Here is a 13,697-nt window from a genome sequence, read left to right as displayed (position 1 = left end):
TCATTCTGGTATAAACAAACATTTACTCTTGGAGAACAACTTATGTCAATGACAGGTAAAGTAGCTATTGTAGCTGGTGGTGGTCGAGATATTGGCGCTGCCTGTGCAGTAGAATTAGCATCGAGAGGTGCGAGCGTTTTGTTAACCTATCATGCCAGTGCCACAACAGCACAAGAAACGGTGGCTAAAATTACTGCCGCTGGTGGCAAAGCGGTCGCTGTGCAAGCCGATTTAACCGAGCAAAGCAGTGTTGATGCGACCGTAAAAGCTGCATTATCAGAATTTGGCGCTATCGACTGCTTAGTCCACGTTTCTGGTGGCTTGGTTGAGCGCAAAAAAATAACCGAAATGGATTTAGCTCACTGGAAAAAAGTACTAGATGTGAACCTAACTTCGCTGTTTTTAATGTCGCAAGCTGTAATCCCGCATATGAAACCGGGCAGCTCTATCGTCACTTTCTCTTCTCAAGCTGCTCGTGACGGTGGTGGCGGTGGTGCTATCCCTTATGCAACGTCTAAGGGCGCTGTATCAACCTTTACCCGTGGTTTAGCCAAAGAGCTAGGTCCTAATATTCGGGTTAATTCGGTGTGTCCGGGCATGATATCTACCGGTTTCCACGATACGTTTACCCCTGATGCGGTTCGCACCAATGTTGCTGGGGCAACTTGTATCAAGCGTGAAGGTACCTCCGAAGAAGTGGCTAAATTAGTAGGCTTTTTGGCAGATGACGACTCATCTTACATGACAGGTAATAACGTTGATATAAACGGTGGTTTACTGTTCTCATAACCAACACGGGTTAGGATCTTGCGAATGTATCATTAGCGACTCTTTGCTGGCAGATTGCGAATCATGTGGATGACGTAGTGAAATTAATCACTAAAGTGGAAAATGGGTCTCATTAAATGGGGCCCATTTTTTTACAAGTTAAACTTGTTTAAAAACAATAGAATAGTATTTGGTATTACCAATAATGGCGCTATTGGTAATAATAAATGTTAATGTGTGGTTGACACAATGTTGTTGAATTGGTTACATTGTCTATTCGATATTCATTACTTTAATTATTGCAATTCAAAGCCTAAGCTTAGTTGACGCACAAGTAATAGTGTCAGTAACAAATAAATCATGTATGGTTTCCACTACATACAATGCCAACCAGAGCTCATCGTATTAATAATACTGAAAGGGTTCTACTTATTTTTAAAAATGGAATTAGGTCGTGTTGAATGTTTGCTAAAAAATTCTCTTTTCCTCGTATCGTCGCTCTTACCATGGTTGTTTCAGTTGTGGGTTGTAGCGCATCTTCTCAAAATGCTGACACTAGCAAAAACTCAACTAGCCAATCAGCTTCTGCTGAAATGCTCAAAACCGCAGATGGTATTTTGATTAACAACCAACAGCAGTTTTTAGAAGCAGCGGCGTCATTACAACCTGGCGATACCTTAATTCTCGCTGACAAAGAATGGAAAGATTTTGAAATTCTTTTAAAAGGTAAAGGCACAGCTGAAAAACCAATTACCCTAAAAGCCCAAACCAAAGGCAAAGTCATTTTAACCGGACTTTCTAACTTACGTTTATCTGGTGAATATTTGGTTGTTGAAGGACTCGTATTTAAAGACGGATACAGCCCCACTGGTGAAGTGATTTCGTTCAGAGAAGACGCTAACACCTTAGCTTATAATTCACGGGTAACCGAAGTCGTTATTGATGGATTTAGCAACACGGACAAATTTAATGCGGATAAATGGGTTGTTTTATACGGCAAGAATAACCGTTTTGACCACAGCCATTTAGAAGGTAAAAACAATGCTGGTGTGACCATGGCGGTTAGACTGAATACAGAAGATAGCCAACAGAACCATCACCGCATAGATCATAACTACTTCGGTCCACGTCCAATCCTTGGCTCTAACGGTGGCGAAACACTGCGTATTGGTACCAGTAAGTACTCTTTAACAGACTCTTTCACAGTGGTTGAAAATAATTACTTTGAACGTTGTAACGGTGAAGTGGAAATCATTTCTAATAAATCTGGTAAAAACCAATTCCTTAATAACGTATTTTTAGAAAGCCGCGGAACCTTAACTCTACGTCATGGTAACGGTAACGTAGTCGAAGGCAACGTATTCTTCGGTAATGGCAAAGACCATACTGGTGGTATTCGTGTCATCAACGCTGACCAAACCATTCGCAACAACTATATGGAAGGGTTAACAGGAATTCGTTTTGGTGGTGGCTTTACTATTCTAAACGGCGTGCCTAATTCAACTATTAACCGCTATCATCAAGTTAAAAACGCGACAATCGAAAACAACACTATTGTTAACGTCGACAACATTAATTTGGCTGGCGGCAGTGACAGTGAGCGTACTGCAACACCAATTGACAGCAGCTTTTCAAATAATTTGATCATCAATGCTGACGGCAGTAATCCTTTTAAAATATTTGATGATGTTTCAGGTATTACCTTTGCCAACAACATTGCCAGCCAATCTCCACAAGAAGAGATTGCTTCAGGTTTCACAATACACAAAAGTGATTTGGTCAGAGGCGATAATGGTCTTCTTCAAAGTGCCAGCGCACAGCAAGCCAATGTTGGTGCTGCAGCGTCACTTAAGCCTATTGCTAAAGATGAAACCGGTGTAAGTTGGTATCCTAAAGCCGACGCGCCTGTTGAGTTTGATTCTGCAGGTGTGGTGAATGTTTCTTCAGCCGCAGAGCTTATGAAAACAATCGGTGAAGTAGCAGACGGCAGCGTCATAATGCTTGCGCCAGGTAACTATGATCTAAACAAACAACTACAAGTGAAGTCTGTGGTAACCCTTAAAGCCGCTACTCCACGTTCCGTTACTCTTTATCCAATGCGCTCTTTGACTTTTGAAATAGAAGATGGCGGCAGCTTGAAATTAGATGGACTGAATATTTCAGGCGTTAAAACTCCAGACAATGCAGGTAATGTGTTAATTAGAAATACCAAATTACCCACCCTGCATAATTACAAATTGACCATCAACAATACCCATATTACCGACTTAAACGTTAATCATTCGGCCCATGTCTTTGATTCAGGTTACCGCAGCATGGCCGAAAATATTGAGATTACTGATAGTGTTTTCAAAAATATCACGGGTGATGTTCTACGCTTAGACAAAGAACAAGATGATTTGGGCATTTATAATGCGGAATACGTCACTATCAAAAATTCTAGTTTTGTGAACATTGAAGGTGCGGTTGCGAAAGTCTATCGTGGCGGTACAGATGAAAGTACTTTTGGTCCACATTTTAGAATGACCAACAGCACAGTTGAAAATGTTGGTGGCGGCAAACGTAATAAATCTGCTTCTGCTATCTTCCTTTTAGGTGTTCAACAGACTCTATTAGAGGGAAATCAGTTTACGCAAAGCAAGGTCATCACTATCGATCATACTGTTGGCGAGCCGCGTACCCAGATATTGAACAATACATTTACTAAAACACTTTTACCGGTAGTGACAGAAACCTTTGCTAAGGGTCCTTCTACTGCGGTTATGAAAGGTAATGTTTCTAAGTGAAGCAATAAAACCAAGACAGCGAAACCGTGCTCACCTAGTCTTATAAAGAATATGTGAGCACGGCATTATGCAAGGGTTTCGAGATTAATGAAGGTTCTAAAAGTTAACCAACAAACGTAATCATAAACGTAAAGAATAATATTATTAGCATCAGGTATAGGTAAACATAAACATGAAGAATTTAAGATGGTGGGTTATTGCTCTCGTTGCTCTGGCAACGGTAGTGAACTATATCGACAGACAATCCTTGAGCGTACTCTGGCCATTCATGGGTAAGGAAATTTATCCTGAAAAAACTGATGCAGAGTTGAAAGAAGTCTACGGTATTATCAGTATTGTTTTCTTATTCTCGTACGCGTTTGGACAAGCGTTATTTGGTAAGATTTTCGATTGGGTCGGAACCCGAATGGGTTTCGTACTGTCCATCGGAATCTGGTCTTTGGCGACGATTATGCACGCCTTTGCCCAAGGTATCTTAACCTTTAGTATCTTTAGATCGATTTTAGGTATTTCTGAGGCAGGTAACTGGCCCGGCGCTGCTAAAGCGAATGCGGAATGGTTTCCAACCCGTGAAAGAGCGCTAGCTCAAGGGATATTCAACTCAGGCGCAGCAATCGGCGGGATAGTTTCAATTCCGTTAATCGCCTACCTTGCATTGTTTTTCAGTTGGAAAGCAATATTTGTGATTGTAGGTTGTACCGGACTACTTTGGCTTATTCCTTGGTTGATTGTTGTTAAATCTCCTCCTGGATCTCACCCTTGGATCACTGAAGAAGAGCGCGAATACATACTGACTGGTCAGAAAAATGAAGTGAAATGTGAAAATGGCATCAGCGCGCCAGAGTACACACCAACTACAGGTCAACTGTTATCTCATAAACAAAGTTGGGGCGTAATTATTGCTACCGCAGCAATCGACCCAATCTGGTGGTTGTTTATTGTTTGGATTCCTACCTATTTGGTTGAAGTCTATCAAATGGATGTTAAGGGCTTGGCGATTTACGGTTGGGTTCCTTATGTTGGTGCGATGCTAGGCGCATGGTTTGGTGGCCTACTTGCTCAAAATCGTCTTAAAGCCGGCTGGACAGTAAATAAAACCAGAAAACTGGTTATCACTATGGGTTGCTTAATCATGCTGCCTGCATTGTTAATGCTGTCTGACCCAGGTGGAGAAGTTGCTGCTGTACTTATTATGGCGACCATCTTGTTCGGTTTCCAAACCTCTATTGGTAATGTTCAAACACTGCCAAGTGATTTGTTTGGCGGAAAATCTGTTGGTACTTTATCGGGCTTTGCTGGGATGGCCGCTAAGTTGGCTGCCGGTGTGTTGATTTATCTAGTGCCCTCATTAACTGCCGACGGTAACTACACAGTGGTATTTGTGATTGGTGCTGCGTTAGCGATACTAGCAATGGCAAGTATTTGGATATTGTGTCCTAAAATAGAGCCTGTAGAAGCCAAATAGTGCTGTGGGTTTGTTAAAGATGTGGGGGAGTTCAATGTTAAGTTTACGCAGTATTTGTTGTAATTCTCTGATCGGCCTAGCTGTTTCAGCTGCGCCTTTCGGTTATGCAAATCAAGCAACTCAAGCAAACAACCAAAGCTATATGCCTGAGTCTCACCGGGCCCTTGCTGACGGTGTTTTGCTAGGTAACTTTGACTCTCTCGATCCAACTAAAAAGCCAAGTGAAAACTTTGATTTGTTAGATTGGACACTGACACTACCTACCGACCTTAATAAAGATAAAAAAGCCGATATCATATACGAAAGACCATTAAGCGGCGGCTTTGAGCTAAAACCGCTTTTTTATACAGCAGATGATGGTGGGATGGTTTTTGCCTGTCCCAATGTAGGCGCTAAAACCTCCAAAAACACCAAGTACGCTCGAACTGAACTTCGTGAAATGTTAAGGCGTGGAAATACTCGTATTAAAACCCAAGGCATTACTGAAAATAACTGGGTATTCGATGCAGCTCATGGCTCGGTTAAAAGGAAAGCGGGTGCCATTGAGGGGAGCTTAGAAGCGACCTTAGCGGTGAACCGCGTGTCAACCACCGGCGATGAGAAAAAACTAGGGCGGGTTATCATTGGCCAGATCCATGCCACTGATGATGAACCAATTCGACTCTATTATCGCAAGCTGCCTAACAATTCTAAAGGTTCGGTGTACTTTGCCCATGAAATTAATGGTGGAGATGATGAGTGGATAAACCTAATTGGTACGCGCTCACACACCCTAGCTAATCCGGAAGATGGCATCGAATTAAACGAAAAGTTTAGTTATAAGATCACGGTCGAAAACAATATTCTTTTTGTCACTTTGATTCGCCAAGGCAAACCCAATATCACCAAATCATTTGATATGAGTGACAGCGGCTACCACAAAAATAACCAATACATGTATTTTAAAGCCGGTGTTTATAATCAAAACAACGGCGGCGAACCCAAAGATTACGTGCAAGCCACTTTTTATCATCTAGACAATCAGCACTAGTAGCATGGCCTTCAGGCCATGGAATCCATCAAATCACCCACGGGGTTAAAACACCCCACCGTAGCATGGCCTTTAGGCCATGGATCCTATCCAACGCCTCGTAGGCCATGGAATCCATCGAACCACCCACGGGGTTAAAACACCCGCCTACAGGTGGAATCTGATACATCATGGTAAACGCAGGGTGTAGCATGGCCTTTAGGCCATGGAATCCATCAAATCACCCAAGGGGTTAAAACACCCGCCTACAGGGCCACGGGGTTAAAACACCCGCCTACAGGTGAAATCCGATACATCATGGTAAACGCGGGTTGCAGCTTGGCCTTTAGGCCATGGAATCTATCTAATCCCCCGCGGGGCTAAAACACCCGCCTACAGGGGGGAATGGGACGCATCATGGTAAACGCGGGTTGTAGCATGGCCTTTAGGCCATGGAATCCATCGAACCACACCCGCGGGGTTAAAACACCCGCCTACAGGGGGGAATGGGACGCATCATGGTAAACGCGGGTTGTAGCACGGGCTTCAGGCAATGGAATCCATCAAATCATCCACGGGGTTAAAACACCCCCACTATTTTACGCTTTACTCGCTGGCGCTATAACCTGTGTGACTATTCTTAATTTCGTAAAAGGTGGCCTGGGCGTATTCATCAGGATCACTTGAATTATTCAGGTGATAAACCCCGACTTTGAAATAATGATACTGGCCGTCTTGGTCGTACAAGCTTTCGCTCATATCGTAATTGGCAACCACATCACTTTTTCCTTCACGGCTTATTGTCACCGTCAGCAAATTAACGTTAACACTAATCTGATAACTAAACTTCTCGTCCAATGCGATCCCATCTGAAGGATTACTCGCTGAATTGCTTCTCGAACCTATCATCTCAACATAGGTTTCAATATTATCACCGTCGCTGTCTTTAACACGACTCTCGTGAGCAAAGTAGACAGAACCGAGATTATTGCCCGGCAGTTTTCGATAATATAAACGCACAGGCTCATCATCGTTAGCATGGATCTGACCAATCACTACCCGTCCAATTTGATAATCTTCGCCTGTGGTTGTGACTTTATTAACCGCTAACGAAACTCGCAGGTCTCCGTCTACGCCGCCAGCATTAGCTTGACCTTGTGAGGAAGCACTGGCAAAAACCCAGTTATTTTTGTTTACACCTTGAGTGCTAATTGATGTATTACCGCGGCGTAACATTTCTCGCAATTCTACCCGCACATAACTTGTGTTTTGCGAGGTTTTAAAGCCGTAACTTGGTGAACGCATGACTATGCCATTGTCAGCAGAAGCATAAAAATACTCGGAATTGGTGTAACCCGCAGCTAGTTCAGTCTCAAAAATGGAGTCTGAAGTTCCGCTGTTATCCTCATCAGTTGGTACACTTAAATACCAATCTAATAAGTCGATACCCACTTCATTGGGGAAAATATCTGCAAACTCGCCATTTGCCTCTTTGCAGCTATGGACTTGTATCTCGACAATACTGTTGAATGTGTTTTCACTGTTTCCATCAGCAATAATCTTGATGTAGCGAGCATCAGACTCGACCAAGTTGACCAACTCAAAGCCGCTGTGCTTGCCACTTGATTCTGCGTCGTTAAGCACACTAGTCCAACTGGCATTTTGAAGTGAAGTATCCGCCGAGGTTTCTACCGAAAAGTAGGCATTACGTTCATTGCCTTTGTACCACTTAATCGTTAAAGCCCCGACTACTTTGCTACTACCAAGATCAAGTATTAACTCTTTATTTGAGCCATTACTTGTCCATCTTGATTCAGGAGTGGTCAATCCATCAACCGCATTTGCAGGTGGATATCCACTTTCAAAACTACCATCATCACTAGCAGCAGTAATAGCGTATATCTCGTTTACACAGACCTCTGGTGTAGGCTCAACAACCACTGGAGGAATGACTGGTGGAGTTGCGGTACTTCCACTACTTCCGCCACAAGCACTGATCCCAATCGACAACATCATGACTATCAAGGCATGGACCTTTTGGCTTTGATTGTGGCTATGTAACCGCTTTCGAAACATACGTTTCCCCTACAAAATGTAAAATTAATGTTACTTCAATAAAAGGATTATATGCGTAAAAATTAGTTACTCCAAGAATAATGTAAGACCAATTTGCGTTTTTGGTTATATTTGTTTGGTTAACCAGAATCCGACGTCTCTAAGGGGATTTATCGCCTTCGTAGCATGGCCTTTAGGCCATGGATTATTGTTCGCTAATACCAGTTGTAGCATGGCCTTTAGGTCATGGAACCCATCTAATCACTTGCGGGGTTAAAACACCCGCCTACAGGGTTGAATCCATCAAATCACACGCGCGGGATTAAAACACCCGCCTACGGGGGGAATGCAATACATCATGGTAAACGCGGGGTTGTAGCATGGCCTTTAGGCCATGGAATCTATCTAATCACGCGCGGGGTTAAAACACCCGCCTACAGGGTTGAATCTATCAAATCACCCGCGGGGTCAAAACACCCGCCTACAGGGAAATGTTGGTACATCATCGATAACGCGGGTTGTAGCATGGCCTTTAGGCCATGGAATTCATCAAATCAAATGCGGGGTTGTAGCACGGCCTTTAGGCCATGGAATCCATCAAATCACACCCACGGGGTTAAAACACCCGTCTACAAGGGTAGGGGATCTAACTGATTAGAAAAGGGAATTACCGGTTTGATTAAACCGGTAATTTATAAGACTGCCAGAAATTTTCGAACAGGTCTTTAGGCATGATAGCGCCTGGTGTTTCTATTACTTTGCTTGCAGCTGCGCTAGCCGCTAAGGCAGAGGTTTTAGGATCGAAACCGGAAACTCGAGCACCAATATAAACGCCATTAAATGCATCGCCAGCTGAGGTGGTATCAACTACATTGTCATTGGGCACAATGGGGACAACCTCACGTCCGCCTTCGTTGATGATGATGACGTTCTTCTCGCCTTGCTTCATCACCAATTCTTTTGGCGAATACTGCATGCACAACTCGATACATTGCTCAACGTCATCCATACCATAAAGCTTATCAAAGTCATCTACGCCAGGAAGTAATACATCAGCTATCTGGAACGCCTTTTCGATATTTAATTTCGCAATATCGGCAGAACGCCAAAGCTGAGGGCGGTAGTTAGGATCAAACGCAATCACCACGCCAGCCTGCTGCATTTCCTCTAGTTTCTGCCAGAACAAGGATCTTTCTTCATCCAACAAAATCGCTAAACTTATGCCTGAGAAGAAGAACATTCCGGTTTCATTTAACGCCAAGGATTGCTCAGAAGACAAAGCACTAACCATGCGCTTCGCGGCAGAATCACCACGCCAATAAATGAATGAGCGCTCACCAAAATCGTCAGTAATTACCATATAACTGCCAATATGATGTGAAGCTATCTTCGGGAGAAACTGGCTGCCGATGCTCTCATTGGATAGACGAGACACCAACTCACTACTGAGTTTGTCCATTCCTAAGCACGACATAAATTCAATGTCTAGCTCAGGAAAGGCACGTTTTAAATAGACACAAGAGTTATATAAATCGCCTGCAAATGACTTTCCAAGCTCATTCTCACTCTTGTTTACCAACTCAAGCATACACTCGCCTGCAAATACTAGCGGCCCGCTTACTTTAGTAAAAATATCCACTGACGGGTTATCGCTGGTATTCTCATTCTGATGTGACATTCATTGGTTCTCTATTTAATAAATATTATAAAAAGTCTTCTCTAAGCGGGCTGAAAACATCGATTAAAATGCCAGCTTTTTTGCATACTGCGCCGTGGTCAGCATGAGGTAGCATAAAAAAGCAATCGCCAGCTTTCAATAATTGTTTTTCTTCACCCACTTGCACTTCAAATTCACCGCTTTCAATATAGGTAACTTGAGAATGAGGATGGGCGTGAACATAACCAATCGCATTGTCGTCAAACCAGATTTTGGCCATCATAATTTGGTCATTATAGCCCATTAATTGGCGTTTCATGCCGTTACCAATATCTTCAATTGGTTGTTTATCACCGTAAATAAACGCTTCGCTATGTGTCATATTTTTTCCCCAAGTTAATTTATGGTGGTATCTAATCAACTTAACCTAAAATTGTCAACCATTAATGCCCTCTTGTTGTTACCAATTTAAATTTTATTGGTAATAATCTTGGGGAGGTGTATGCTAGGTTAATTACCTTAGTTGTTAAGCAAGTGTAAAGATAGACAAAGTTTATCCTAACTAAGTATTAGTACAAACCTAGGTATAAGTAAAATAAACAGAAAAGCGAAATAATAATACTAAAGCTGTAGTGTTTGGGTGAGAGGTCATAAGATGAAAAATCGTCGCATGTTTTGGCAGATAGTCGAAAAAATCGAAGCGTTAATTGATTCCGGAAAGTATCCTCCCGGCAGTCGATTACCACCCGAACGTGAATTAGCTGAAACGTTTAACGTAAGCCGACCTACTATTAGAGAAGCAATCATTGCTTTGGAAGTAAGGGAACGGGTAGACGTGAAAACAAGTTCTGGGGTTTACGTGCTGGAAAATCCTCAAAAAGCAGAACCTGAAGTAAAAGTCAGTGCCTTTGAATTAACCCAAGCAAGAGCATTAGTTGAAGGTGAAGCCGCAGCGTTAGCAGCAGCCTCAATTACCGAACAAGAACTGGCTGAATTAGAAGCCACTTTAGTTGCCATGGAAAAAGGCATTCAACCGGAAAAGGCCGATCGCCAGTTCCACCTCATCATATCCAAAGCAACGCGAAACAACGCGGTCTCTTTAGCGGTTGAAAAATTTTGGCAATTACGAGATTCAGAACCAGAGATTGTTAACGTCTACAAAAATGTCTGCAACCGCAGCGACAGCGACCGATTAGAAGAACATCGAAAGATATTCACCGCCCTAAAAAATCGAGATTCGGCGGAAGCAAGACAAGCAATGCATTATCATTTCAATCGATTAATCAATACATTATTCGAAATTAGCGAAGCTAAAGCCCTAGAAGAAGTGCGCAAACAATCGACCCAAACCCGCGATTTATATTCGTTGAATCATTTAGTCGAATAGGCATTAATCTGTAGCATGGCCTTTAGGCCATGGGCAGTGAAAGTCAATTATCCCCTCGAGCCCTGTAGCATGGTCTTTAGGCCATGGGTTTATCATGGGGTTTTGATACCCCTCTCTCGGGGCTAAAGCCGCCGACTACAGGGTGACCGCGCATGGATTTTTCCTCGAGCCCTGTAGAATGGTCTTTAGGCCATGGGCTCTCTCGGGGCTAAAGCCGCCGACTACAGGGTGACCGTGCATGGTTTTTTCCTCGAGCCCTGTAGCATGGCCTTTAGGCCATGGGCTCTCTCGGGGCTAAAACCGCCGACTACAGGGTGACCGTGCATGGTTTTTTCCTCGAGCCCTGTAGCATGGCCTTTAGGCCATGAAAAGTAAGGACGACCATGAATTATCATAATTTTCAACATTGCCTTCTCGGGGCTAAAACCGCCTAATACAGGCCTTGGATTTACACTCACCTCTCCGCTTGGGGTTTATTTTCAATCCCTGCTGTTCATCGTTCACTAAAATAAGGTAGAGTAGATGCCAATACTCGATTGTTCCTAACCTACTCATTCAATGTCATTTTTATCGCTGTTTAAACTACTCCGCTACCACAAAACCGCATTAAGTCTCGCGGTACTGTTGATGATCGCAGAAAGCCTGATTAGCTTAAGCATTCCGTACTTTATCGGCCAGTTTTCAACTAGCATCTTAGATCAACAAAACGCATTTGGTTGGTCGATCGGTCAAATATGTTTGGCCTGGGTTGGCCTGATTATCTTACAAGCGGTTTTGCGTTTTGAATCTACGTTTAGAACCAACATCGTAGGCGCTGAGGTGCTAAACGACCTGAGTTGCCGGCTTTACGACCACGTACAAATGTTGCCAATGGCCTATTTTAGCAACCGTAAAAAGGGCGAAATTCTCTCTCTCATCAGCAATGACGCCAATGTGCTCAGCTATTTCTTATCCGGCGTGTTAACAGGGCTAGTCCCCGCGGCGCTAATAGTGATAGGTGCGATCATTATGATGGCCAATATCAATTTGAGCATCGCCTTGATAATCGTGGTCACGGTGCCAGTATTTTTAATCACCATAAAAATTGTCGGTAAAACCATCCGCCCTATTTCGGAGCAGGTGATAAAACACCAGGCCGGTGCCATTGCCATCGCCACTGAAAACTTTGGCTCTATGCAATTGGTGAAAGCCTTCAACCGCCAAAGTATTGAGTCGAAAAAATTCCGCAAAAATGCCAAGCAGGTACTCGACCTGCGAACCCGTTTACTGCGCATTCAAGCGCTCATTTCCCCGCTTATTCAAATGATTATATCAATTGGTATTGTCTTCATCGTTGTAGTGAGCGCGTTGCACTATCAATCAGGCGAGCTCACCATTCCCAATTTAATCACCTTGCTGATGTATGGCTTAGTGTTTGCCAAGCCCATGAGTACTTTTGCCGGATTATACGGTCAGCTACAGCAGGCTAGGGGCTCTTCTACACGTATTTTAGAGGTATTTAATGTATCCCCTGAGTCAGATGATAAAGCCGAATTCGACCTGTCTTGCCAAAGGGGCGATATCGAGTTTAATGGTGTTTCTTTTGCGTATCAGCCTGACAGTCCCATTTTAAAAAGCGTCGATGCACGCTTTGACAGCGCTAGTGTGAGTATCATTCTGGGGCCAAACGGCGCGGGAAAAACCAGTTTAATTCACTTACTCATGCGGTTTATGGAACCTCAAACCGGCAACATCTTAATTGATAACCAGGCTATTGCCGATTGCAGCCTAGTGTCTTTGCGCAAGGCAATTGGCTTAGTGTCGCAAGATATCGCCTTATGTGACGGCAACATTTTAGACAATATTGCCTATGGTTTGCCCCAAGCCAGTGAAGAGGAGATTATTGAAGCTGCGAAACTTGCCGGTGCAGATAGTTTTATTACCGATTTGAAAGCCGGCTACTACACCAAAGTGGGTGAAAACGGTGTACTCCTTTCCGGTGGACAACGACAGCGTATTTCCTTGGCGCGTGCCCTTGTAATTAACCCACAAATTTTGCTGTTTGATGAACCCACGTCTTTTACCGATGACGCCGGAAAATTGGAATTTTCTAGGCTTCTAGGGGAGTCATTAAAAGACAAAACCATTATAATTGTGACTCACGACCAACAACTGTGTGAAGTGGCAGACAAAGTCTATAAACTAGAACAAGGTTCTCTGGCGCAGGTGTAAAACAAGCTCTAGAATTGAGACAGTAAATTTACCTAGATGAATAAAAAACCAATGAGTAGGACGTAATATGCTGAATAGCGACACTAAATATAAACTTTCAGACAAAGCGTTGTTTCAAAAAGTGGTGGATGAGACGGTCATTTTAGACTCTATCAGCGGCCAGTATTACACCCTCGATCCCATAGGTACGGAAATGATTGAAGCCTTGAATACGGGGCAATCTGTCTCTCAGGTGGTGGCCCTCATCGAGCAAAATTACGACGCCACGGTCGACAATATTCAAGCTGATCTATCAGAGCTTATTGACACAATGAGTGACAAAGGACTGTTAGAAGAAGCTTAGGGCGCAAGCTCCATGG

Annotated in this window: 10 protein-coding genes; 7 read left to right on the top strand and 3 right to left on the bottom strand. The window is 43.4% G+C overall.

Translation table 11 applies throughout. The annotated features are described in order from the left end of the window. Window positions 1-42 precede the first annotated feature (42 nt). From Q4567_RS19375 to Q4567_RS19360, 4 genes are all read left to right on the top strand, one after another. Window positions 43-789, top strand: coding sequence for an SDR family NAD(P)-dependent oxidoreductase (locus tag Q4567_RS19375; protein ID WP_216049486.1), 747 nt, complete (start codon window positions 43-45; stop codon window positions 787-789). 440 nt (window positions 790-1,229) lie between these two features. After that, window positions 1,230-3,554, top strand: coding sequence for a chondroitinase-B domain-containing protein (locus Q4567_RS19370; RefSeq protein WP_303501801.1), 2,325 nt, complete (start codon window positions 1,230-1,232; stop codon window positions 3,552-3,554). Between the two features lie 172 nt (window positions 3,555-3,726). Beyond that, window positions 3,727-5,019 (top strand): MFS transporter, encoded by a 1,293-nt coding sequence (locus Q4567_RS19365; RefSeq protein WP_216049488.1) that lies wholly within the window; start codon window positions 3,727-3,729, stop codon window positions 5,017-5,019. A gap of 34 nt (window positions 5,020-5,053) precedes the next feature. Then, window positions 5,054-6,049, top strand: coding sequence for a polysaccharide lyase family 7 protein (locus Q4567_RS19360; protein WP_303501798.1), 996 nt, complete (start codon window positions 5,054-5,056; stop codon window positions 6,047-6,049). Between the two features lie 585 nt (window positions 6,050-6,634). On the opposite strand, the gene Q4567_RS19355 is transcribed toward Q4567_RS19360, so the two are convergent. The 3 genes from Q4567_RS19355 to Q4567_RS19345 all read right to left on the bottom strand — a co-directional run bounded on the left by Q4567_RS19355 (window position 6,635) and on the right by Q4567_RS19345 (window position 10,122). Continuing rightward, window positions 6,635-8,104, bottom strand: a complete 1,470-nt coding sequence (locus Q4567_RS19355; RefSeq protein WP_216049490.1) for a polysaccharide lyase family 7 protein — start codon at window positions 8,102-8,104, stop codon at window positions 6,635-6,637. Between the two features lie 658 nt (window positions 8,105-8,762). Continuing rightward, window positions 8,763-9,761, bottom strand: coding sequence for a sugar kinase (locus tag Q4567_RS19350; RefSeq protein ID WP_216050587.1), 999 nt, complete (start codon window positions 9,759-9,761; stop codon window positions 8,763-8,765). A gap of 25 nt (window positions 9,762-9,786) precedes the next feature. Further along, window positions 9,787-10,122, bottom strand: coding sequence for a cupin domain-containing protein (locus tag Q4567_RS19345; RefSeq protein WP_216050586.1), 336 nt, complete (start codon window positions 10,120-10,122; stop codon window positions 9,787-9,789). A gap of 273 nt (window positions 10,123-10,395) precedes the next feature. Here Q4567_RS19345 and Q4567_RS19340 point away from each other — a divergent pair, with 273 nt between their 5' ends. From Q4567_RS19340 to Q4567_RS19330, 3 genes are all read left to right on the top strand, one after another. Further along, window positions 10,396-11,127 (top strand): FadR/GntR family transcriptional regulator, encoded by a 732-nt coding sequence (locus tag Q4567_RS19340; RefSeq protein ID WP_216050585.1) that lies wholly within the window; start codon window positions 10,396-10,398, stop codon window positions 11,125-11,127. A 558-nt stretch (window positions 11,128-11,685) separates the two neighbouring features. After that, entirely contained in the window at window positions 11,686-13,338 is a 1,653-nt protein-coding gene (locus Q4567_RS19335) for an ABC transporter ATP-binding protein (RefSeq protein ID WP_303501794.1), read from the top strand. 67 nt (window positions 13,339-13,405) lie between these two features. Next, complete coding sequence (locus Q4567_RS19330; protein WP_303473309.1) at window positions 13,406-13,681, top strand: PqqD family protein; 276 nt, start codon at window positions 13,406-13,408, stop codon at window positions 13,679-13,681. Window positions 13,682-13,697: the final 16 nt, after the last annotated feature.

The organism is Aliiglaciecola sp. 2_MG-2023 (genome assembly GCF_030548145.1).
In the GTDB taxonomy this organism is placed as follows: Bacteria; Pseudomonadota; Gammaproteobacteria; order Enterobacterales; family Alteromonadaceae; genus Aliiglaciecola; species Aliiglaciecola lipolytica_A.
This window is presented reverse-complemented; position numbering and strand designations above follow the sequence as displayed.